The following is a 24,978-nucleotide window of genomic DNA, read 5'->3' on the forward strand; positions in this document are numbered from 1 at the left end:
ATAAATTCACCACCCTTTAAAAGTGTTAGTTTATGAATAAAACCAAAGCCTTGCTACTGGGAATAACATTGTATTTCGCTTCATCAGTGGCATTTGCTCAAACTACCTTAATTAAAAACGTTCAAGGTTATACCCTCGAGAAAGGTAAGTTACGCCAGTTTACCGCCGTGCAATTTACAGATGATAAAATTGATAAATTATTTGCTCAAGGCATGAAAATTCCACAGCACAATGACTGGAAAATTATCGATGGTAAAGGTGCCACGTTATTGCCAGGTTTAATTGACGCTCATGGCCATGTACTTAGTTATGGTCAACGCTTGATGAAAGTTGATTTAGCGGGAGCTACTTCTCAAGAAGATGCCATTAAACGAACCTTAACTTATGCAAAACAAAATGAAATAGAGAGCTGGATTACTGGTGGAGGTTGGAATCAGGTTCTTTGGCTTGATAAATCTTTTCCTAGTGCTAAAGCTTTAGATAAATTCTTTCCTAATACACCTGTATGGTTAACGCGCATTGATGGACATGCGGGCTGGGCAAATAGCAAAGCCATGGCACTAGCTGGCATAACTAAAACCACCAAATCCCCCATTGGCGGCGAAATTATTCGTGATGATACAGGACAGCCAACAGGCATTTTTATTGATAATGCCATGGAGTTAATAACTGACAACATAACTCCTTTAACAATAGCGCAGCAAAAGAAAATTCTGCTAAAAGCAATGAACTCTTTAGCTAGCCTTGGCTTAACCAGTGTCCATGATGCCGGAATTGATAATTTAAACCTTCAAGCTTATCGTGAGTTAAGTCAAGAAAACAACATGCCGATTCGTATCAATGCCATGCTGTATTTACCTTCATCAGGTTGGGAAGATATCCTAACAGCAGGTACTTTCCAAACTAAAAATAACATGCTGAACTTCAATAGTGTGAAAATTCAAGCCGATGGAGCTTTAGGAAGTCGAGGTGCTGCCATGATTGAAGAATATTCAGATCATGCCGGACATAAAGGGCTATTATTACATGATGATCTGGCATTAAAGAACTATATTAAAACTGCGATGAACGCAGGTTTTCAAGTAAATACACATGCCATTGGTGATAACGCGAATAAAATCGTTTTAGACCTTTATCAAAACTTGATTAAAGACACTGACACTAAATTATTACGTCATCGTATAGAGCATGCACAAGTGCTGCGCCTACAAGATATTCCGCGTTTTGGCGAGCTAGAAATTATTGCCTCGATGCAAGCTACACATGCTACGAGTGATAAAAACATGGCCGTAGATAGAATTGGTAATGAACGTATATTAGGTGCTTATGCTTGGCGCAAATTACTCAATGCCAATGCTATTATCGCTGCAGGATCAGATTTTCCGGTTGAATCACCTAATCCATTTTTTGGATTGCATGCATCCATCACTCGACAAGATAAAAACAATACCCCAAATGGCGGATGGTTTGCGAACGAAAAAATGACACGTATCGAGGCTTTTAGAACCTTCACTCATGACGCTGCATACGCTGGGCACCAAGAGCATTTAATTGGTAGTATATCGGAAGGTAAAAAAGCTGATTTTATTATATTAAAAGACAATTATTTTATGATAGAAGAAACTGAGTTATGGAAAAACCAGGTATTACAAACTTGGGTAAATGGTAAAGAAATTTACCGAAAATAACTTAAAAAAAGATATTCCTTCCCCCTGTTTCTCCTAAATTATTTAGGAGAAACTCACGGTAAAGCACGAATAAAGTTACTGTAATTATAAATAAAATGCACTACAGCTTTTTAAGCGCTATGATGTGCGCTGATTAATTTATTGGTTCAAGCTGTTTCATTAAATTAGTTAGAAAAATAAAGATAATTAAATACTACAAGGAATATAGTAATGAAAATAATAAAAAAAATAAGTATGACTGCATTATCACTAGGAATTATTTGTGGTTTTGCTAATGCTGAAGTACCGGGGAATTATACTGTTGTAAAAGGCTTTGCCAAAACACTGGCTGTCACTGAAAAAGATCAATTAGGTCGCTTCCGTCTTGTTTTGAAAGAGAGTACATCACCAAAAAGACATAAAAATCGCATTGTATTAAAAGGTGTCATCAAAGGTTTATTCAATGATGACTTTACGTTGAATCACGTTTTAGTCAATAAAGATCGTACCGGTGTTCTGTATACATCAGGTGACTCTGTTACGAATATATATGCTGGTGATGCATATTGCTCAGATGGTGTGACGCCGTTTGAGGTTCAAGAGACATTAATTATTGTTGCTGGTACTGGTGAATATGCCAATGTAGTTCCTGGCAGCACAATTATAGTCGATGGTACTGTTAACAACTGTGCAAGCACAGCAGAGTATGGCCAAAATAATTTTGAAGTCACTGGTGGTAACATTACTTTTCAGTAATGATTAGTGCCTTACAATGTGGTACAAAATTAACTGTGCCACATTGATATAAATAAGTTTATTTAAATAAAAAACTTAGTAGCGAAAGAGTAAGTAGTGGGTATTTAAATGTCAATTTCGATATAGTGTTTTAATCACATGGTAACCAAATTTTGTTTTTACTGGACCATGAATTTTCAGTATAGGTTTTTTAAACACAACGTCATCAAAACCTTTAACCATTTGCCCTTTTTTAAACTCTCCTAAATCTCCACCTTTTTTGGCCGAGGAACAAATAGAATGCTTCTTTGCCAATTTATCAAACGGAACTCCTTTTGCTAAAAGTTTTATCATTTCTCGCGCAAGTTTTTCCGATTTGACCAAGATATGTACTGCTCTTGCTGATGACATAGTTTTCTCTTTAATGAAGGTGTAATTGTGCATTATACGTGAGAATACCCTTGACTCCATACAAGTTTATTGTCGTTATATAATGTTAATCATCGGCATTAAAATTAGTGTTCTGGTCAAGCAGCATAGGACACATTTATTGTGGACTGTTCAAACTCAATTGAAGAGCAGTCACCGTTTGATGTATGCAGCCTGATCTGATTGTAATATCTGATATAAGCTTCAACATCTTCTTTCATACCACTGCGACTAACCGTCATTACTTCGCACTGATTTTTGACAGGAAAAATGCCTTCATTCTGTTTAATAAAGTTAAACTTTACTGTTCTGCGCAACTAAATCAGGACAGATTTCACGTCATTTTTAATGTGCTCTATTACTCGGTCAGAGATACCTGGGCGTTTCATTAATTTCAATATTCGTTAATTGGCATGCTGAAATGGAATATCTAAATACGGTAGAATTTTCCTTCCGCCATTAGAGGAATCACTTTGTCAACATTTAGAAATATACTCGTCATTGTTATGAAGCCGTTATCCAAACACCGATTAAATACTATTAACAGGAAGCTTTTTATAAACTTTATTCGTAATATTTGACAGTGCGTTAGCGACAGCTGGAGCAACAACGCATGTTGATGGCTCTCCCACACCAGTAGGATCATCAGTAGAAGGTATTATATAGACCTCTATTTTAGGCATATCTGACATTCTTGTGACTTTGTATTGATGAAAGTTTTCTTCAACAACTTGACCATCTTTAATTGTTATTTCGCTATTTATTAACGGACCAAGCCCAAAACCTATACCACCTTGCATTTGTGCTTCGATAACATCAGGGTTAACAGCTAAACCACAATGCACCACACAGACGATTCGCTCTACTTTAAAATTACCATTATCGTCAATTGATACTTCAGCTACCTGAGCAACATGCGTATTGAAAGATTTATGTAACGCTATACCTTTCCCCCAATTTTTTGGTAGTGGTTTATACCAATTGCCCTTTTCGGCTACAGCGGTTAATACTTGCGCCTCTTTTGATGTAGCTTCTAGCCTATTTAATCTAAATTCATAAGGATCTTCTTTTGCTAAATGGGCGAGTTTATCTATCATCACTTCTTTAGCGTAAGCTGTATGAGTATGACCCACTGAACGCCATGCATTCACCGGAATTTTATTGCTTGGTGAATGCAGTTCTATTTGAGTGTTATTTATTTTATAAGGTATAGTGGTAAGCCCGTCTACTGATGAAGAGTCGATACCATTTTGCACAAAATACTCTTCAAAAAGATTGCTGCCTGTTAATATAGATTGACCAACAATGCGTTGGTGCCATGCTGATATATTGCCGGAATCATCAAGTGAAGCTTTTAACTTATGGAAGTACATTGGTCGGAAATAACCTGATTTCATATCATCTTCACGAGTCCATACTAGCTTCACAGGCATTTTAGGGAATTTTTTTGCAATATTTATGTTTTCAACAATATATTCACAATGTGGTGAAGCTCGTCGGCCAAAACTACCACCAGCAAAAACGGTATTAACCTTTATTTGTTTAGGCGACATACCGAGTAATTTGGCAACCTTTTCTTGGGTTTTTGTTTGAATTTGTGTGCCACACCATATTTCACAGCCGTTATTATTTACTTGAGCTACACAATTCATTGGCTCCATGGTTGCGTGTGCTAAAAATGGAAATTCAAAATCTAAGTCAATTGCATTTTTTGTCTCATTAAATGCCGTTTTAATATCTCCTTGTTGATGTGCTATAAGACCCTGCGTTTCAGCAAGTGTTTTATAACTTGTCATTAATGACTCACTACTTAAACTTTCAGAATTACTATTATCCCAAACGACTTTCAGTTGTTGCCGTGCTTGTTGAGCTATCCAAAAGTTATCAGCTACAATAGCTACGCCACTTGGAATGGAAAACACATTTTTAACCCCTAAAACTTTGAGACTTTTCTCTGCATTAAATGACGTTAAGGTTGCGCCAAATCTTGGTGGGTGAGCAACAACCGCCACTAACATATCTTTTTGTTGAATATCTTGAGTATATATTGCTTTGCCGTTATTTTTTCCCTGATCTAATCTCAGCTGCCTTTTACCTATACGAGTAAAATCCTTATTACTTTTTAGAGTGATATCTTTAATGTCAGGTACGGCTAACTTTGCTGCGGAAGCCGCTAATTCACCATATGAAATCATTTTCTTGGATTGATTATTTATTACATAACCATTTTTAGTACTTAAACTGGCTGTTGGTACTTGCCAAAAATTAGCGGCTGCTTGTACTAGCATTGTTTTAGCGGTTGCTCCAGCTTGCCGCATTTGCATATAAGCAGCTCTTATACCACCACTGCCGCCGGTCATTTGTATTGGACCAAATTGACTATATTTACTTGCATCTGCAGGAGCATGTTCTGGTTTTAATTGTTGCCAATCAGCATCTAACTCTTCAGCAATGAGGGTTGATAAGCCGGTATAAGCACCTTGTCCCATCTCTAAGTATTTTATTTTGATTACAATGGAGTTATCGGCAAATATTTCGATAAAAGCATTGGGGATAAACTCTGCTTGAACACCATTCTCTGTGATAGTGGTTAATGCGTTAGATTTAGGGATGTAAATGCCAAGCGTATAAGCAGCACTAACCGCTGCGCCAGTGGATACCATTTTTAAGAAATTTCTGCGTGAATGAGAAGCGTTATTACTGGACATTATTTTCTCCTTGCTCATTTGATAGTTTTTCTGCAGCTAGATTAATACCTGCTTTAATACGCTGATATGTTGAACATCGACAAATATTACCAGACATATAATTATCAATATCATTGCTAGTAGGTACTGCTATCGTTTTGAGTAATGAAGTCGCAGACATTATTTGCCCCGATTGACAATAGCCGCATTGGGGAACATTTAATTCATTCCAAGCTGCTTGTAAGGCACTAATTATTTTTGAATCTGAATATTCAATGGTCGTAATTGCAGAATTTTCTATAGACTTTATTGGTGTTATACAAGAACGGATAGCTTGACCATCAACTAAAACAGTACAAGCGCCACATTGACCGATACCACAACCATATTTAGTTCCTGTTAATTGTAATTGATCTCTAAGCACCCACAAAAGCGGTGTTTCTTCTACGCTGTCAATTAACAGGGTTTCTCTATTTACACTAAGTTTTGTCATCATTACTTCCTCGGTATTTGTTACCTATAGAGTAACTACCTAGCCAGTGAATTAAGTGTCTTTAGCTTAAAATGACTAAAAATTAGTGGGTTTATTTGTGAATTTTTTGAAAGTAGATTATTTAAATTAATGATTATCGTTAACTGGTAGCTTTAATATCGGTATGTTTATAAAAGTTAAAGATTACAGTGGCAGTGGTAGCGGATACATCATAAAACTTTATGGCGAAATGCTGGCCATGATAGATAAACGTTGCTGCCTAGGGGTTTTTCCTGTTTTTTCTTTAAAAACACGATAAAAGGTGTTTTTATTGTTAAATCCTGAATGATAAGCAACATCTAACATTGATAATTCACATTCGTGATTATTAATTAACGAAAGTGCAGTATTAAAACGCATATTATTAAGAAATACATAAAAACTGACACCCATATGCTTATTCAGTAACTCTGAAAGATGCGCAGTATTTAAATTCATTAAATTGGCTAAATCAGCTAGAGAAAGATCATTGTGTAAATGAGGCTGTTGTATTTGAAATAGTTCATCTAATTGTTTCTTTAGCACTTTAACTAGTTCGCTACTTAATTCATTTGTATCTTGTTTGCTTGTAAGAACAGTCTTAGAGCAGTCTTCAACAGAGATGCTTTTATCATCTTCAGAGCTAAATAGACTAGTCTTGTCTTTTAGAGAATCGTTTGCCGCTAAGTCGTCAATCAGTGGAGTGTTAATTGATGAGCTATAAATGAAACAAGCGGAAATTGTTAATAAATATATTGATATGCCAACAATAAAGGTATGCCAATATATTGCCGAAATTTTGTTACCCAAAACTAGGTTGGTAATCAGACTTAGATCAAAAAATATCAGTAGCTGTAATGCCGCAACAATATATATTAACCAATAATAGCTAGAGTAAGAATATTGCTTTAAGAGTACTTTTAGTTGCTGTCGATATTTAACGATTAAAGCAATATTAACCGTCATGTATGAGAAAAGCAGTAAACTAATCGAAGTTAAAATTATTATTGAATTGTACTGAATTTGAGATATCTTGACAGAAAATAGCAGCAAAAATGGCATGAAGTGCAACAGTATTTTTATTTTATTTATTCTTAGGCTTTTTTTGATTAAAAAAGTTAATAAAAGATAAATCATTGGACTATATAAGATAATGAAACTGTGAGTTGCCGCGGTTATAAAGAAAGGAATATTACCCAGCGTTAATTCAATATATGCTTGGCAGGGTAAAACCAACATACTGATTAAATATACTGCTAAAATATCCCCACCATTGGTTTTATTTTTTTTTAGTAAAAGAGATAAAACTAGAAATAAGCCAATGCTAATTGACGCTAAATATAAAACTTTGTATATCTCTATTTGTATTTCGGGCATGGCAAACAATTCCTATTTCATGGTTAAATGTATTGCGCTTCAAAAAAAATCTCTATAATTAACCGAGCAGATTCGACAACTATATTATCTTTTGATAAGTTTTTGTAACCACCTCGTTCAAATAATTTCTCTTTAGCATTATTAACTAAGTGGGAGCCGTGTATTCGAATAAATTGATGAGGGCGAAGCTTCCTTTCCAGATCAGTCATTGTGGTGCGAATAATAAAATTATTTTTCTCGTCATAAACTTCCATATAATTTCCAGCGGCACTTATATTCTCAATATCACTAATGATGATATCAATGTTTTGTGTACCTGTGTATACCTGTAGGGTTTGATTATCAGCCATAACTTGTGGCTTAATGTGAGTTGTTTCGTGAAGGTTATCACCTGTTTGCTATGGCCTCTTCTTTGGGTCGAATTAAAACGAACCAACCAAGCATTACCAAAGTTGATGTAACAAAATGTGTGGGTAGAAACGTAACTAAGCCTACTGGAAATGAATTTTTGATATTAAGAAAAATATCCAAATTAATGGTGTAAGGCGTCGCAATAAACCATACACCATATTTCCGTTACGTCCATTTTAATGATTCGAATAACTCTACTGGTGCTTAATTAATATAGGTTACGTAAAATTGACAATGAATAACGGAATAAATAAAGAATATACTGCAAAATACTATTGATAATATTTGTGACTGGCTTTTAAGTGATTTACTTTTTAGAATCCACCGAAGTTCAAATACATGGTGCTGTGGCTCTTGTTTGATTTTCATGTAGCACCGCACCTTAGTCAACGCTTTACGTGAAATAGCGCAGATACTTTTATGATTAGGTATCTGCAAACTAAAGAATGTTAAAACTAATCTTCAACCCTTACACCCCAAACATCATGTTCATCAGCATGAATGATTTGTACCCAAAGTTGATCGCCGGGCTTGGCATCAAAGTCATCCGACAAATATACTTTGCCATCCACTTCTGGCGCATCCATATATGAGCGCCCAACTATGCCTAACTCGTTCACTTCATCAACTAAAATTAAGTACTCTTGACCAATACGTGCTTGAAGCTTATCGGCACTTATCTTCGCCTGAACCTCCATAAAGCGTTGTAAGCGCTCTTCCATTACCTCATCAGAAACATGATCCGGTAACTCGTTTGCAGTTGCTCCTTCAACCGGTGAGTATTTAAAACAGCCAACACGGTCTAATTGTGCTTCCTCAAGAAAATCTAATAACTCTTCAAACTCTTCTTCTGTTTCACCCGGAAAGCCGACAATAAAGGTAGAACGAATCACTAACTCTGGACAAATTTCACGCCATTTTTTAATACGCTCTAATACTCTGTCTGAACTACCAGGGCGTTTCATCAGTTTTAGAATACGTTTATTGGCATGCTGAAACGGGATATCTAAATACGGTAGAATTTTACCTTCGGCCATCAATGGAATTATTTTATCCACATGAGGATAAGGATAAACGTAATGCAAACGTACCCATACGCCCTGCTTAGCTAATTCTTCACAAAGCTGCTGCATATGAGTTTTTACTGGCATGCCTTCATAAAAATCAAGTTTATGCTTAACATCAACACCATAAGCAGAGGTATCTTGCGAGATAACTAATAACTCTTTTACACCGGCATTCACTAATCGCTTAGCTTCACCAATTACATCACCTACAGGGCGAGAGTCTAAATCACCACGCATTGATGGGATAATGCAGAACGTACAACGGTGATTACATCCTTCTGATATTTTTAAATACGCATAATGCTTAGGCGTTAGCTTAACGCCATGATCAGGTACTAAATCGATATGCGGATTATGTTTGGGTTTAGCGACGTGCTCATGCACTTGTGTTAACACTTCATCATAGGCATGAGGACCAGTAACACCTAGCACATTAGGATGCAGTTCAATAATTTCATCTTTCTTCGCGCCTAAACAGCCTGTCACTAATACCTTGCCATTTTCAGCTAATGCTTCACCGATAGTATCTAATGACTCTTGAACGGCTGAATCAATAAAACCACAAGTATTAACAATCACCATTTCTGCATCCGCATAGCTGTTGGTTACATCATAACCTTCGGTGCGTAATTGGGTAAGAATACGTTCACTATCGACCAAGTTTTTGGGGCAGCCGAGACTCACGAAGCCTACTTTTGCAGCGTTTCCCGTAACATGAGCTGATTCACTTTCTGCTTTAACAACCTCGTTATGTTGCTCTGCAATAATTTTAGCTGGAATGTCTAACGTGGTTGTTTGGCTCTCGTTTGAGTTAGCACTCTTCTTAGGTGCTTGTGGGTCGAATTGTTCTACGGTCATAAGGCTCTCAACTTACTCTTTATTATATAACTGGCGCTTTACCTACTAATTAATCAAGAGAAGAGCAGCGTCATAAATGGTGATATAACTGCCTTTATTGCAATTCAGGCTTTATTTGGAATAAGCGATAAGGCAGTTGTTTAATTCGCGGGATTATACAGGAATGTTAATGTGTGTGGTAGTTAATGAATTTGTATGACAGCAACACACGCGCGTTAATTGAATACCGCGCAAGAAACTGTTGTAGAGTATTACCTATAACTGGTCGACAGGATTGATAGTGGCATTGGTGCATAGGCATTTTTTGAAACAGCCAGTTTTAGACAGCGTCATTTATATATTCGAAATATAATACATAATATTCCCCTGCAAAAAACACACATTTTGATTATTGCTGTAACGAATTATATTACATGGAAGGTTTGCTAAAAATACCGATTTTATGGGGTATTAACGACTCTTTTCAATACTCCCCCATCAAAAATAACTATTTAAAAGACAAATAGACTGAAAAAATCGCTCAAATATAACCAGATTTTTTCTTTCGAGAGACCTTATCCTCGATACAAAAGCATTTCAATGTTAGTCACCTAAATACGAGATAATAATTAAACTAAAACATTGACTTAAAAACATTTAAGTCAATGTACACGTTCCAGAGAACCATTTACTATCCCGACATCATATTAAGTTTTTAAACTGTGGCTAATGAAGCTCTTAACACATTTAAGCTGCCATAGTTCACCGTGTAATCATAGGGAGGATTTCCTCGCTCTTTTGCCATTTGCTGCGCTACCTCAATCAAATCGTAATGATAAGCAGGTTCAAGTGCCCTTAACTTGTCATTGGCATAATTGAAAGTCTCTCGTGAAGGAGCCGTAATATAGCAAAATGTTCTAGTGTGAGCATTAGCCCAAAGTATGGAATGATCATCCGAAAATTGCCCAACTGGTAATGCTTTTATTGTAATATCGCTATAATCACGCTCAACATATTTAGCAACCCGTTTAGCATACCCACTTAAAGGTTGTGAATTATGCTGCGCATTACATGTGATAAGCTCGACAGTCTTAAGCGATGGATTCATCTTCTTCCAGTGTTGAATTAACACGCCTAATTCAACATCTAACATTTCCGCAAGTTGTGTTTCATTACCATGCCCCCAAATAGAGAGCGTTGAATCTGAACATTTAACTGGTTGAATGCCATCACTTGATCTTGGTAAACTGGCCTCTGCCATAGCCTTTTCATTATATTCTTCAGCTAAAGCTTCAGCTCTTTCTTGGTGGTCTTTTCCCCATAAAATCATAATCTTTCCTTTGATACATTGTTGATGCCCAACAAAAAACTATTGAGCGGATATAAAAATAAAAGTGTTTATCGTGAATTTAAGAATTGATGTAACGTAGCCTCCTTCTAAATATTATTAATATTACGATGAGTGTCTTTCTAATCCTCATCAGTTAGTTTCAATTGGTTATTCGAATCTAATATCGCTGAGTTATTTAGTATGTGATCATAATTGACTCTGAGCGCTATATTCTGGATGGCGTTAAGATCGAGGATCTCTCCCGTTTTGTAGTCTCCTGTAACTAGGTAGTAGCTGAGTGTATCCATCTTCCATACGAAATTCATGTTAGGTTGCGCCCCTACAATAAAAGCTCCAGAGCCATCTAATCCTGTGCCCACACCAGCAACAGACTTTGACGATGTCGTTAACGAATTAGGGACTGATGAATCACAATTAGTTGAAATGCTGCCAGCAGAGCCCTTTGTCCAAAGACCAAACTGAAAAGCATTATGAGCAGGAAGATAACTGAGGGTAGAAGTGTTTATTCCATCTAAGCCAACCTCAAATATTTGCGAAGACGTCACCTTCATTGATGCTTCATCTTGAGTTTTCATCGCCAACGCCCTGTTCTTTTTAGCTTGTCGAACATCACAAACTACACCCACAGCCAACTTTTCACCCGGTTGTGACATTAAGGCGTTGTATTTTAGTTGCCATGAAAAATTGACAGTACCTTGCGGTGGGCAATATTTACTCTGCCAAGCCAAGGTGTATATTGCATTGCCAACAGAAAGAGTCGGCCCCTGCAAATACATAGCAAAGGTAGTTGAATTTTCTGAGTCGTTGGTAACTTTTAAGCTATAAGTGTCCATTAACAATATCCATTGAATAAATTAATATCTGGCAATTCTGCAGCCATTAAAGGTCTCATTTAGGCCCATTTAATGGTATACAACTCAGCAATATTTTTAGACCTTGTTTCTGTTCCACCGATTGGCTTGGTGTTAGAGGTAACTGCCGTATTCAAACCTGTTCCTGTACCAGCACTGCCTTGCACTATCGGCATGTTAGAAAAACTCAGCTCGTGTTGGTGCTGCAAAAACGCATCTTTTTCTGAAGTCCCTACATAATCGCCTTTTAGCTGATTATTTCCCAACATTTCCCTTGTAGAAGCATCAGTGTCTACCCCAGCGCCATTATCCCAAGAGCGGCTAAAATATCCTCTCATGTCGGGTAGTAATGACATGTTGTTTGAACCTTTACCAAAGCGTTGGTTAAGCACGGAGTCAAGCCTAGTCTGATTGCTAGCAACTTCCCCTACCTCATTGCATAAAGATAACTCCTCAGCAGGTGGGTTTTGTGTAGCAACATATTGTTTTCGTTGACCAATAATGCCAGAAACTACACATGGCAGACTTTCAACGGCAACAGTGCCGATGTTTGCATATATTTTACTAATATCAATGACTGCCGAATTGGAGGTGCTTTGAACTTCGATATACAACTCTGTAGCACTATTATCGACCTGAAGGTTCAAATCCAACTTAATATCACCATCAGAGGTAGAGCTGACTGTATTACTGTTAATACCATCAGATAAAGTGATACTGACCTGACTATTTTTACTCAGTGTCATCACTGCTTTAGCACTAACATGCTGACCCAGAAGCACTTGCTCCCACCTTGGAAATTCATGTAATGATTGCCTAAATGTCATCGCAGAACTGGAGTTGTTACTTGTTACTATTTTGCAGTGTTGTTCATATGCACTGATTTGAGCACCGCTACCAGAGTCCTTATATACCCAACCATCGGGGTGCTGATAATCAACAGCGCCTGAGCTTGCCGTTGTTTTGTTACTAAAATATAAAAAATTGTAGTTATAAACCAAGTTCTTTTGCTGTAACGCATTCAATAGTGCCGAAGTATCAAGTGTGTTAAGAGGATTAACGGTATTGTTGTCCATAATCATTCCTTCGAATTTAGGTTATATGTGCCCCTTAGTCGGGGCACATTAATGAAATAGAGTATTAAAAAAAAGTAAGGTGCCGACAGATTTGGCACTATGTTACTGTCTATTTTTTAATGAATTACATTACTTAAAATCTAGTAACTATCCCAAAACCAACTGGTTATTTTGATTTAAGGTGGCAGTTTGAGACAAAATCCCCTGATACGGAATTTCCAGTGCTTTACCAGCATTCATGATTTGTTGAACGTCCAATATCTCTCCTTGCTTAAATGTGCCTGCAACGAGGTAATATTTTGGCTTAGGTGTCCAGGTAGTGTTTTGGTTCGGCTGCGTATCGACCAGAAAAGTACCCGCACCACTCACTGCAATACCAACACCAGCCGCGGCTGATGGAGTGGTATTTGAGTTTGGTACGCTATTATCACAATTGGTAAATATACTGCCGGTATTACCCTCACTTAATGGCCCAAAGTTAAACGCATTGTTCGGCGCGTCGTAAGATAAGGTTGTAGTGTTTTCCGATGCTAAATCCACCGGTAAACTTTGAGAAGTGTTACACACAACTCCAGGTCTTAATACTTGACCTGGGCGCGACCAAATTGCACTGTAGTCGATACTCCAGGTAAATACAGCCGTTGTTCCTTGATAGGTATACTTGGAGAACCAAGCAAGGGTAAACACATTAATGCCAGTGCCAAGGTCAGGAGCTTCCTGAAATATTGCGATATCTGTAGGGTTAGTAGATTCGTTTTTAACCGTTAATGTATAAGTACTCATAATATTAAATTTCCTATTTTATAAAGTGAATTAATCGTTTGTTAAATAAGATGCAATTTTTGACAAAAACATCTACTGCATCAAATTTTTAACTGTACCCATCAGTAAATTCTTAAGGGGTCCTTGTCATCAATTTGACGTCAAACACTTTAAATAAAAAATATTAAAATTACCTTCTGATAACCTTCTTAACACCAAAGCACTGATTTTATTATTTTTTTACCGAGTTTCTTTTGATTTTAAAGTAGTAAGTTTGAGTGCCAACATCAATTTTCTTTGTCGGAGAAGGAAAATATATCAACCAGCAAGCATTCTGATATAAGAAAAAAGTAACGTAATGAATAAGAGGCCGGAGTTCATAGGTCCCATTGAAGAGTTGTTAAAATGTGTAGGTTATTAAGGAAAACGCTGGCATTAGTAAGTCAGCGTTTGAATTTTACTAAACGAGAAATAGCTATCAATAGCCCGGCTGGCTAGCGCAGCACACAAAAATGGCCGACGAACACACCGTGATACACAAGGGCGTCAAACCAATCAAACTGGCTCGATTATGAGTAAAATAGCCTGCTAAAATCGATTGTTAGCAAGCACTTAACTAAAGGCTAGTCAGGTTTATTTCTAATCTTAGGGTCGGCACTAACCAATTGATCTAAAGGATTGTTGTCACCTCGTGGTATTAAACAAAGTTTGATTTCAATATTTTGTTGGTGTTTACAATCGTTATTAAAAGTGAGGGTATTACCTGCACCGTTGATCATGAAATCCCAATTAGTATCTGGATAATCGCCATTCTCTGTTTTTTGTATTGCGCCAAAAAAGATGTAGGGCTCTGCTGTGTTATCCATGTTTAAAGTAAAAATGGCCATGCCCTGACGGTTAAAGTTTAAGGTAACCTCTTTGTCCCATAATTTTGTCTCATTATTATAAAATTCAACGAATGGTTTAGAGCCTTTATTTATAACGACGCGAGTTTTGGTTTTTTTTATTTGTGGAAACATATTTACTCCATTTTTGTGGTTAGTGAATTAAAATTGGTAATTGCTGACTTTCATTTTGGTTAATCTATTAACATAACTTTCTACCTCCATCAATTTACCTAAACAAGCGTGGCCTTGCACATAAGGCAGCAGTAATTCATAGCTACTGGACGTGCTAATAAAGGGCTGTATTGTTAAAATAGCCTGCTGACAAGCTTTAAATTTTTCTTGGTTACGCTCAATAACCTTATGACTCGATACTTGTTTAGCTTGTGTTAAATAGGTATTCGCTAAGGAAGAGCTTAGCTTAAGATTGTTAGGGTGATTTGCAAGTAATGTCTCAATTTTTGGAATGGCTAAATTGATTGCCTGTTGCGCCATATGCCACTGCTCACTTATTTGATAGTTTTTTATGATTCTGGCGATAAGTGAAGACGATGTTTCTGCACTTTTGAGTATTATTTTAAAATCATCAAGGCTAGTAAGTGGCATTGACGACTCAATATGAGTAATTGTAGCCAAATATTGCTGAAAAGCTTGCGCGCTAAGCAGTTGTAACTGCCACACTTTGTTGGAAGGATCTTGGCTTAACATTGCCTTAAAATGACTAATAGATGACAGTATCGCTTTATAAGCCGACAGATAATCAGTTAAATAATAAAGATTATTGGCATGATTATAATAGGAGTAAGCCTGGGCTTCTAATAAGTCACCATTGTCAACATGGCTTTTTAGCAAGGCGGTAAGAATTTTTTGCACTTTTTCTCTTGTTTGCTTAGCCTGTTGCAAATCACCCAATTGTTCTTCGGTTTCAGCTAGCCACTCTAGTGTATCGGCAATATCGGCGCGGGATATATCATCTTTGCTTAGCGTTTTAATTAACCCTTGTTGAATATCAAGCGCTTTTTCGAAGGCGATTTTAGCGGTACTAGGGTGATGTAGCTTACTATTAACGCTACCCATGGCGAGGTAAGCATACGAAAGTTCAAGTTGAGCGACTTTATCATCAGGATAATATTCAACCATTTTTTGGCTATATTGAAGATATAGTTTAAAGAATATTATAGCTTTGGTGAACGCAGCCTCGTCTGTTGCCAACTGACCTAACCAAAACGCATTCGCGCCCAAGGCCTTTAACAATTCAATATTATCAACTTGCTCAATATACAGCTTATCTAAAATAACTTTAGCTGCAATAAAACCCTGCTCAGCCTCATCTACTTTAGCCCTAGAGTATGCCACCTCGCCCATGGCCCCTAATGTCAGAGCATGCTGAAACCTTGCTTTAACGTTAAGTGTGCTGTCAGACCATGAAAACAAAGCATTATTGTGGTAATCGTCTTCTTGCTGACTAAAATATTCCAAGGCCTTATTACTAATGCCATCGAGCAAATCCATACGTTTAACACTGCGTAATTTATCAGCAAATTCGCCGACCATAAAACCCAATAGGCTTTCCGCTTCTAAACGTTTATGCAAAGCTAAGCCTTCTGCTTGTTGGCTTTTTACGCTCATCAAAATAGCGGTTAAGGTTAATATGCATAATAAAGCGAACGTTGAGCGCCTCAACCTACGTTTGCTCTTCACTTTTTGTTGTGAGCTATTAATTAACGCCAGTTCATTGCTATCTAAGGTAAACATCGGCATATGTTGCAGGCTAAGTGCTTCTTCTAGGGGTTTTCCTTGCGGTAATAAGTAAGCCGAACCTTTATCTTCCCTTAGCCAGTTCTCAGTAGATTGTTGTAAACGACTCTTGATGACAAGACTATCTTTGTGAGTACTGATCCAATCATTGGCTCTTGGCCAACGCCTTAATAAAGCTTCGTGAGCCAAACTAAAACACGCTGCGTTATTTTGTAAGTGAGAGACAAATAAGCGGCTATCAACCATAGCCTGCACAAAAGAGGTTTCACTGCACTGGGATAATTCTGACCAACGGGCTGAACGGCTTGTGATTGTTTCCCTGTCAAGGCTTACTGTCACTAGACGTGATAACACCACAGATAATTGCGATTGTTGTTCACTAGGTAACTGCTGATAAACCTGCTCTGCTTTTTTACCAATTGCTCCAGCAATACCACCTAATGCTATATAGACAGAAAGCAGTAACTCATCCGCGTTACTGCGCTGCAAATATAGCTCTTGTAAAGTGTATTGCAGCATGGGTAATGCGTCTGGGTTATTGGCGGCTTCATCACATAACATTTGGTCAAGGGGGCTCCCTGAATTGGCATCAACTGACCATGTTAAATTGGCCGATAATGCGGGCAAGCGGATCATCTGCAAAAGTTCCGTACGGGTAGGCGCTAACAAATCAAAATGTGCGCCGTTACCTTTATTTACCATTAAGCTTGGGTAATTAGCGACCAAAGGGTAAAAGTCGTTGCGGCAGGTGCTAATAACAATTATCGCGCCGCTGCTGGCTAGCTTGTCAATAACATCGAGGAATACATTACGTTCATCATCGCTAAAAACGACTGACGATAACAATACTTCTAGGCGATCAATAAACAACAAAAAATGCGGTTTGCTGTAACCTTTTTGGCTTTGTTTAAGGGCGTTAACACATTGTTGAATTGATGCTTTATCGTTAAATTGTAGTTGTTGGGCTAATTGATCAGCGCTCATGCCACTAAAAACGGGTTCGTCGTTAACATCCCAGTCGAGCATGGCTGAAGCTAAATCCAAAAAAAGTCGTTGATGACAAATATCAGCAAAATCAATACAGGTATAAGATTCAACACCTATACTGTCGTAGCCATTTTTTCTGGTTAAGGTCGGCAATAATCCAGCATTGACCAAAGATGATTTTCCGACTCCGCTGGGGCCAAGGATAAGGCAGAAAGCATGGCCGGTGTTCACTTGTTTAGATAAACCCGCTAGCAGAGTTTCGACTTGTTCGTTACGACCAAAAAATATTTGTGCATCTTTAGGTTCAAAGGCTACTAAACCTGGAAAGGGAGATGCCCCATGCCAATTGTTTTTTTCAGCTTTTAGGGTGTCATCTAGAGGAAAGTTTAGCTCAGCGATAATGTGATAACCGCGTTTACGGATAGTTGCTATATAGGTTGGTCTGCTTGGTACATCGCCAAGTGCTTTACGTATTTGGTTAATCGCTTTATGTACGGGGTTATCACCAATATCTACATCACGCCAACAATGCTCAACGATTTCATCGCTACTTAATACCTGTCCTTGCTGCGCGCAGAGCAGTAGCAACACATCCATTGCTTTAGGTTCGAGTAATTTAACAAGATCACCTTTACGCAGGTTATTACATCTTGGATTAACTTGCCAATCACCTAGAAAAAAGTGCCTACCTTCCATTTGAAATCACTATCCATGCCAAGAGATAAACTTACTATGTTGTACTCGATGTCAAGGTTTAACGGTTTAATGGTTTAATGGTTTAATGGTTTAAAGTTTCTTATGCATATAAAAGTACGACCCTAACCCTAAGATAAATAGTGTATTTTTTAATAAAAAATAAAACAAGGTTTAGCCGACTGTATTACATTAAGCTAATGTTGTCTATTACACGGTTAATTATATTAACCGTCAAAATAACAAACTAATATACAATAGAAATCATAAATTAAATAACAGGTTACAGCTGTGAAATTATAGCTCTTTTCTGCATTTTCTATGTCCAGTTTAGACCTCACCCCATCACTTTTCTTGTATTAACGATCACATCAAAGAATAAAAGTTAGCTGCATATTGCCTAATTCACAGCTTAGAAGGGGTTGAAAACGCTATTTTTATAAAGTGGTAGAACTTAGACTTTATAAGCCCTCTATTTACATAAAGCATACCGTAAATAGTTGTCTATATTAAGAATATCAATTTGTCTGATGGTAATAATGTGTTCTATTACGTGCTTTATTCACTCTAAATCCCTTATTCCTTGAACACGGCTAAAGCATCTAAGTGTTTCTGTAAAATTGATTTCACTACTTCAAGGCGTGATGGTAGTACCCTATTTCTCTTTTTTACCATATATAAAGTTTCTATCACTGGTTTCTTGGGATTAAATATTTTTAACTGTTGAGGCTCTTGAAAAGTATCAACAGCACTTTTTGGTAATACAGTAAACCCCAAACCTTTAGCTACAGGTTGCAATATTTGGCTGATTTGATTGACATAACCAGTAACGGGGATCTCCTTTATACTCAAGTGAGTAAAATCTGATTCTTGACTTTGAGCTAAATAAAGAGATAGGTAGTGCTGTGCATCTGGGTGATCAATAAGACCAAGCTCGGTTAATAGTTTTTTATCATAAACGTCAGCTTTTACAGCGGCGGGCAGCACTAAACAAAGCTCTTCTCGGCCAAGCTCTACTACATCAAATAGGCTATGGATTGGCGCATCAGTGATGATACCAAGGTCAATTATTCCCGTTTGTATTTCATTTAATATCTGATGATTAGGCGCTGCTTTTAGTTTAACAATAAGCTGGGGGTGCTGAACTTGTAAATCCAATAACTTAGGATAAAGCATCAGTGCAAGTGCACCTGAGCAAGCTAAAGTGCAATCTCCAGAAAACGGGTTATCGAACGCTAACAACTCCATTAACCCTTGTTCATTTTTAACTAATTGCCCAGCATATTGATAAACTAACTTGCCTTGCTCTGTTACTTCGAAGCTCTTTTTCTCTCTGCGAATTAACGAATGTCCACAAGCCTTTTCAAGTTTACTAATATGCTGGCTTACCCCAGGTTGGGTCATGAATAACTTTTCAGCAGTTTTTGTAAAATGCCCCATATCAACGAGCGTTACAAAGGTATTTAACCAAGTAGGGTTTAGCATCACCAACCATCCATAACAATAAATTATCATTTTGATTATAATTGATAATTTAATATAATAAAAATAATCCCATACAATAGCTTCATTCAATTAAATCACAGATTAAAAAACTAGGTTTGGAGTAAATTATGAAAATGAATCACGTAGGTATCATGGTTGGAGATATGGATAAAGCGGTTGAGTTTTATACCAAAGCGCTTGGTCTAAAAGTTGTAATGGGTAACACTAAAATAAAAGAAGAGCGTGAAACAGCTATAGGTAAAATGTGTGTGGCTGTTTTTGGTGAAGGTTTTAAAGGTTTTAATATTGCTCACTTGGTTACGACTGACGGCATTGGTGTGGAAATGTTTGAAATGAAAGAACGTCAAGAGCGTCACGAAGTTGATTTTTCACGAATTGGTATATTCCATTTTTGCCTTCAAACCGATGATTTCGAAGGAGCAATGGCGCGTACTGAACAATATGGTGGCAAAGTGAGAATGGACATCCACCGCTATCACCCAGAAGACGACAGCAAACCAGCTAAAATGGTTTACTTAGAAGACCCGTTCGGCAACTTATTTGAACTGTACTCTCATTCATATGAAGAAACTTATGCTTCTGATTATGAGTAATGTTCTTCCCGTTATATAAATTATTTGAAGGCTACCGAGAGTAGCCTTTTATATGTGTCGGTAATAGGCTAGTAATTAGAAATGTAAACAGCACCAACTTTGAGAATCTTCTTGTATGAATGATGTAAGACAACTTTTTGAGATATTTGTATATTTTTTCATTGATTAATTGTTAACCTAGATATTATTTTTTTATGATGACAAATGAATGTCTAGATCTAGTTATATATTCTTCCTGCTTATTTTTATTTTTCCCTCTGGAGCATCTAAAGCTTCGACTGTAGATGAATTGAAAAAACAGTTAATTGAAATACCGCTTGAAGATAAAAAAAGAATAGCCCCATTAATTAAACTCGCCTCACATTTTTTGTACCTAAACCCAGAACAGTCAATACATTACTCTACTCAAGGATTACCTTTATCAGTTAAATTTTCTGATGATTTAAGCCGTGCAAAACTTTTGAGGTTGTTAGGTCAGGCGCAAATGTATCAAGGACTGAATAACAAGGCATTTATAAACCTAAATAAAGCCATGAATGTTGCCAATAGCACAAAGGATTTGCACCTTCTTTCAGTATCGTATCGTGCAATGGGCGTATTTTATGAGTTAATAATTGATTATGAAAATGCCATGAAGTATTACATTGAAGCAATGCTTTATGCTAAAGAAAGTGATCAGCAAAGCGATTTAGCGAAGGTCTATAACAATATTGGTAATGTATTTATCGCCCAAGGTGACTATGTTGATGCCGCAAAACATTTTGAGAAATCTATAGAGATAGAGCAACGATTAGGTCAGATTGAATGGGAGATGAATGCAACAGTTGGGTTAGGAGTTTCCTATTTATCGGCTGGAAAATTATCAATGGCAAAGCAAAAACTACAACATGTTTTAGCACAAGAAAACGTTATTAGTGATTTTACCTATAGTGAAGTACTAGTGAACTTGGCGCATATTTCAAAGCTTCAAAAGAATTACTCGCAAGCGATACAGCAATATAAATTTGTTATTAATGATGCAAAGGCTGGATCCTACCCGCCGGCAGTTGCCGCAGCTTATTTAGGGTTTGCTGATGTGTTAACTCTTCAGGAGCGGTTTCCAGAAGCTATCGATATTTATCGCCTAGGCATTGTTAAAGTAAAAGATAAAACATCCGTTGAAAGTGAAATGGCTCTATACGCGAATTTAGCTAAATTAGAGTTACATTTAGGGAATTTTAAAGCAGCAGCTAAAGTGCAAGCTGAATACATTGAACGCCGAAATCAAATTCAGCCACTAACACAAGACGGCTTAGTGAAAAAACTTGAGAGCCAATTACAAATGGAGCGAGATTACATAAAGCTACAAGAAGCATTACTGGTGAGTGAGCGTGAGTCGAAAAAATCATCTCTTTATTTGTTAGGTATTATTGTCGTTTCACTTGTTGCCTTAGTATTATTCCTTAGCTTACAGCTAAGAAAACAGGCTATTGCGCGATTAGAAGCTACCAATAAAGTGTTGAAAACTGCGTCAGAAACAGACCCTCTGACCAATATTGGTAATCGCCGATACCTTGACCGACAACTTAATCAATTTAGTGGGCAAGATTTATCTATGGCTTTCTTGTTATTAGACATTGATAAGTTTAAAGATATAAACGATGGTTTTGGTCACGATGTTGGTGACGCTATCCTTATTACTCTAGCTGATACGGTGAAGAGCCTTTGCCGTAAAGACGATCTATTCGCCCGTATAGGTGGTGAAGAGTTTGTTATCTTAGTGCCAGGTACATCAGTGGAAGCAGCACAAAAGTTTGCAAATAGAGTTAGAGAAAGCGTAGCAAATATGTCGAGCTCTTTTGAGCAACAAGTCACCACCAGTATTGGTTTGTCATATAGCAATATGAAACAAGCCAATTACGATGAATTATATAAGCAGGCTGACATTGCACTCTATCAGGCGAAAGAACGAGGACGAAATAAAGTTGTCGCATTTGGTTAAATTTAATTGCGTTACAGATTTCTACGTAGAAGATTCATAAAAATTAAAGCTGTAAAGTTAGTGAGACTTTTATAGTTGAGTTTTTCTCAATTATTAGTGCTAGCTATAGTATTAGTTGTTTATTACGCCTAGAGCTCACAAGCTAAAAATAAGTATCATTGTTTGGTGTTATTTATGCCCATCGATCAGTTCAAATATATATGTTAATACCAGTTAGGTGTCAGATAATTTTACTACTTCTCATTTTACGCCCAGCAACAAAAAGTTAACAATTTGAAAAATAAAAGATTTATTAATATGGACGACTTTTTGCATACATACTGTTAACATATGTAATACACTTCTAATTGTATTTTAAAGGGGTTCAAAATGAATATAAGAATGATAAAAGCAGCTTTAGCTGGTTTAGTTTTATCTGTCAGTAGTTTTGCCAATGCTGGTTTGATTTTTTCAAATGTGAGTTTTGACTCATCTTCTATAACTTTTACTGTAGAAGGTGATTTAACTGGTTACTCGTCACCTTCTCAACTTCAAGGTTTCGGCATAGAGTATTATGGCGATATATGGGCAGGCGTAAATGCAACTAGTCAAAACTCATGGTCTGCTGCCGTTTTTGATTCATTTTCATTTGATAATCAAGGCTATACAGGTGTTTGGAATGGTTATAATAACAATGAACCATATTCTTGGAGCCAGTATACAGGTGACCTAACTGGAGCTACCGTTTCAAATAAAACGATCACACTAACTTTAGGTAATAATTATTTAAATACATCAGCTTTAGATCCTCAATTTGACATCATTTGGGGTTGGGCTGGAGATCAACAGTCAAACACTGTGTTATATTCATATGCAGCTGAAGTTCCTGAGCCTTCTACCCTTGCCATTTTCGCCTTAGGCATTATGGGTTTAGCTGCTCGCCGCGCTAAAAAATAAACAACTAAATCATGTAATAATTTTAAAGCACCATTTACTGGTGCTTTTTTATTGCCTGAATGAATTAAGCTTTATCCATAGGAGAGTTAATTGTCTGAAATTTTTACAATATAATCTTAGGAATAACTGATAAAAACATAAGCAATTGATAAATAATAGATTTATATATGTGGCGCATTTTATGCTACACAACATTAACTTTATGCTACACAACATTAACACATGTTACTCAACTGTAAATTTGATTTAAAAGGTATTTAATAATGAATTTAAAAATGTTAAAAGCAGCTTTAGCTGGTTTAGTGTTATCTGTTAGTGGTTTCGCTAACGCAGGATTAATCGTAGGTGATAATTATTTAGATGCTGATAATGTATCTTGGGAATATGTCGGATCTTTTCAAGTAAATGATGGGCCTAATTGGAGTCCAACTGTTGAGTTATTTAATGGTTTAGATGCTGCTGAAGAAGTTTTCGGTGTGCTGGCTATGAATATGCTTTATGCATTAAGTACTTTGGATACTGGTCTAGTAAATCATATGGCTAACTATGATGGTTACGGACAAAGTAATCATGTTTTAGCTGAAGATATTATCGTCGATATAAATGGTAATGGTTTATATAATTGGGAAGGTTCTGGTCAAGGTGATTGGTCTGCATATATAACTGATCACTCTAATTCGAATGTTAATTATGTATTTCAAAGAACTGTTAATGCTGAAGTTCCTGAGCCTTCTACCCTTGCCATTTTCGCCTTAGGTATTATGGGTTTAGCTGCTCGCCGCGCTAAAAAATAAACAACTAAATCATGTAATAATTTTAAAGCACCATTTACTGGTGCTTTTTTATTGCCTTTTCACTTCTTATTTCAACACTCAAGTTAATATTTTTTCTTTAAATATCTATTTATTTTCAATATCTTGTTCTAATATTTAACTATCAAAATTTCGCAATAATGTTTTAAATTTATAAACTCTGAAATTTTTATCATCACCTAAAGGTCTTTTACGCCAATGATAAATGAGTAGGTAATAATATATGAAACAATTTGATGCACGCCCTTACGTAAATACTTTGCTTTTAGTAAGTTTAAGCTTGCTGGGTATCTCTTTCATGTTGGGTGGTAATAATAAAGGTATTGGTACCCTATTTAGCTTTTTTCAGCTGAATGATATTTTTAGCCCTGAGATGATGAGTCTTGTAACTGGTGCTATTTATGTATCAGCCGCTATATCTTCACTTCTTGCTGCATCGAAACCGGTATTCAATAAGCTTGCTATTGTTTTACTATTACTGATAAGCATAGTCCCACTTATTACTTTATTAAGTGAAGAGCGTTGGATAGCATCACTGGGTGGATTTCCAATTCTCGGCTCTGGCCAAGGCATAATTAAGTACTTTGCTTTATTACCGCTAATTGCCTATTTGTTTTTTAAAGACTCTTTTAGTCAATCACAACATAAATGGTTTAATTTTATCGCCGTTGCATCAGTGCTAATTTGGATTGGCGGTTTAAAGTTTTATGAATTTGAGGCGAAAGGTATTGAGTCTCTTGTCAGTACTTCACCTTTTATGTCTTGGATGTATTCAATATGGTCAATACAAGAAACATCTAATGTCATTGGTGCTTATGATTGGCTTATCACGGCATTGTTAGCTGCAGGTTTATACTTTGCTCAACGAAAACTTATTATTATTGGTATATTAGGAGCCGCTACAGTATTTTTAGTTACACAAACGTTTATTTTTACCACTGGCAGTGGTTTTGATGAAAGCACCATATTAACAGGATTGAGCCAGTTTATTATCAAAGATCTTTGGTATATTGCTAACCTTGCGGTGATCTGGGAAATGAGTAGGCCAAAAGCGCTTAACACTTAAG

The 24,978-nt window shown here is 36.7% G+C and carries 21 protein-coding genes; 7 read left to right on the plus strand and 14 right to left on the minus strand.

The window, feature by feature from the left end; all coding sequences use genetic code 11:
- Window positions 1-32: 32 nt before the first annotated feature.
- A complete protein-coding gene (locus AC27IF_RS12065; protein WP_487054581.1) occupies window positions 33-1,688 on the plus strand; it encodes an amidohydrolase in 1,656 nt (551 codons plus the stop codon).
- Between the two features lie 234 nt (window positions 1,689-1,922).
- Complete coding sequence (locus tag AC27IF_RS12070) at window positions 1,923-2,423, plus strand: hypothetical protein (protein WP_487054582.1); 501 nt, start codon at window positions 1,923-1,925, stop codon at window positions 2,421-2,423.
- Window positions 2,424-2,534: 111 nt separating this feature from the next.
- Here AC27IF_RS12070 and ppiC read toward each other — a convergent pair whose 3' ends face one another.
- The 14 genes from ppiC to AC27IF_RS12140 form a co-directional block, all read right to left on the minus strand.
- Entirely contained in the window at window positions 2,535-2,813 is a 279-nt protein-coding gene (gene ppiC / locus AC27IF_RS12075; RefSeq protein ID WP_487054583.1) for a peptidylprolyl isomerase PpiC, read from the minus strand.
- A 116-nt stretch (window positions 2,814-2,929) separates the two neighbouring features.
- Window positions 2,930-3,073, minus strand: a complete 144-nt coding sequence (locus AC27IF_RS12080; RefSeq protein WP_487054584.1) for an IS3 family transposase — start codon at window positions 3,071-3,073, stop codon at window positions 2,930-2,932.
- Between the two features lie 288 nt (window positions 3,074-3,361).
- On the minus strand, window positions 3,362-5,539 hold the full coding sequence (locus AC27IF_RS12085; protein ID WP_487054585.1) for a xanthine dehydrogenase family protein molybdopterin-binding subunit: 2,178 nt from the start codon (window positions 5,537-5,539) through the stop codon (window positions 3,362-3,364).
- Window positions 5,529-6,014 carry a (2Fe-2S)-binding protein gene (locus AC27IF_RS12090; protein ID WP_487054586.1) on the minus strand — a complete coding sequence of 162 codons (486 nt, stop codon included), beginning with the start codon at window positions 6,012-6,014 and terminating at the stop codon, window positions 5,529-5,531. The genes AC27IF_RS12085 and AC27IF_RS12090 overlap by 11 nt, the downstream gene beginning before the upstream one ends.
- Before the next feature lie 216 nt (window positions 6,015-6,230).
- Window positions 6,231-7,406: a helix-turn-helix domain-containing protein gene (locus AC27IF_RS12095; protein WP_487054587.1), complete on the minus strand. Its 1,176-nt coding sequence runs from the start codon at window positions 7,404-7,406 to the stop codon at window positions 6,231-6,233.
- 23 nt (window positions 7,407-7,429) lie between these two features.
- Window positions 7,430-7,756, minus strand: a complete 327-nt coding sequence (locus AC27IF_RS12100; RefSeq protein WP_487054588.1) for a LytTR family transcriptional regulator DNA-binding domain-containing protein — start codon at window positions 7,754-7,756, stop codon at window positions 7,430-7,432.
- A gap of 516 nt (window positions 7,757-8,272) precedes the next feature.
- A complete protein-coding gene (rimO, locus tag AC27IF_RS12105; RefSeq protein WP_487054589.1) occupies window positions 8,273-9,742 on the minus strand; it encodes a 30S ribosomal protein S12 methylthiotransferase RimO in 1,470 nt (489 codons plus the stop codon).
- A 694-nt stretch (window positions 9,743-10,436) separates the two neighbouring features.
- Window positions 10,437-11,051, minus strand: a complete 615-nt coding sequence (locus tag AC27IF_RS12110) for a hypothetical protein (protein WP_487054590.1) — start codon at window positions 11,049-11,051, stop codon at window positions 10,437-10,439.
- A gap of 140 nt (window positions 11,052-11,191) precedes the next feature.
- Window positions 11,192-11,905: a hypothetical protein gene (locus AC27IF_RS12115; RefSeq protein ID WP_487054591.1), complete on the minus strand. Its 714-nt coding sequence runs from the start codon at window positions 11,903-11,905 to the stop codon at window positions 11,192-11,194.
- A 59-nt stretch (window positions 11,906-11,964) separates the two neighbouring features.
- A complete protein-coding gene (locus AC27IF_RS12120; protein WP_487054592.1) occupies window positions 11,965-12,999 on the minus strand; it encodes a hypothetical protein in 1,035 nt (344 codons plus the stop codon).
- A gap of 147 nt (window positions 13,000-13,146) precedes the next feature.
- Entirely contained in the window at window positions 13,147-13,782 is a 636-nt protein-coding gene (locus AC27IF_RS12125; protein WP_487054593.1) for a hypothetical protein, read from the minus strand.
- 602 nt (window positions 13,783-14,384) lie between these two features.
- The gene (locus AC27IF_RS12130; RefSeq protein WP_487054594.1) at window positions 14,385-14,780 is read right to left on the minus strand and encodes a DP-EP family protein; all 396 of its coding nucleotides are present in this window, start codon (window positions 14,778-14,780) and stop codon (window positions 14,385-14,387) included.
- Window positions 14,781-14,807: 27 nt separating this feature from the next.
- Window positions 14,808-18,086, minus strand: coding sequence for an nSTAND1 domain-containing NTPase (locus AC27IF_RS12135; RefSeq protein ID WP_487054595.1), 3,279 nt, complete (start codon window positions 18,084-18,086; stop codon window positions 14,808-14,810).
- Between the two features lie 573 nt (window positions 18,087-18,659).
- Complete coding sequence (locus AC27IF_RS12140) at window positions 18,660-19,568, minus strand: LysR family transcriptional regulator (RefSeq protein ID WP_487054596.1); 909 nt, start codon at window positions 19,566-19,568, stop codon at window positions 18,660-18,662.
- Between the two features lie 128 nt (window positions 19,569-19,696).
- Here AC27IF_RS12140 and AC27IF_RS12145 point away from each other — a divergent pair, with 128 nt between their 5' ends.
- The 5 genes from AC27IF_RS12145 to AC27IF_RS12165 all read left to right on the plus strand — a co-directional run bounded on the left by AC27IF_RS12145 (window position 19,697) and on the right by AC27IF_RS12165 (window position 24,977).
- Complete coding sequence (locus AC27IF_RS12145; RefSeq protein WP_487054597.1) at window positions 19,697-20,182, plus strand: VOC family protein; 486 nt, start codon at window positions 19,697-19,699, stop codon at window positions 20,180-20,182.
- A gap of 208 nt (window positions 20,183-20,390) precedes the next feature.
- The gene (locus AC27IF_RS12150; RefSeq protein ID WP_487054598.1) at window positions 20,391-22,163 is read left to right on the plus strand and encodes a tetratricopeptide repeat-containing diguanylate cyclase; all 1,773 of its coding nucleotides are present in this window, start codon (window positions 20,391-20,393) and stop codon (window positions 22,161-22,163) included.
- A 369-nt stretch (window positions 22,164-22,532) separates the two neighbouring features.
- Window positions 22,533-23,099, plus strand: coding sequence for a PEP-CTERM sorting domain-containing protein (locus tag AC27IF_RS12155; RefSeq protein WP_487054599.1), 567 nt, complete (start codon window positions 22,533-22,535; stop codon window positions 23,097-23,099).
- Window positions 23,100-23,362: 263 nt separating this feature from the next.
- Complete coding sequence (locus AC27IF_RS12160; protein WP_487054600.1) at window positions 23,363-23,893, plus strand: PEP-CTERM sorting domain-containing protein; 531 nt, start codon at window positions 23,363-23,365, stop codon at window positions 23,891-23,893.
- A gap of 241 nt (window positions 23,894-24,134) precedes the next feature.
- Window positions 24,135-24,977 (plus strand): DUF417 family protein, encoded by an 843-nt coding sequence (locus AC27IF_RS12165; protein ID WP_487054601.1) that lies wholly within the window; start codon window positions 24,135-24,137, stop codon window positions 24,975-24,977.
- Window position 24,978: the final 1 nt, after the last annotated feature.

It is taken from the genome of Colwellia sp. KS18-150 (genome assembly GCF_057551365.1).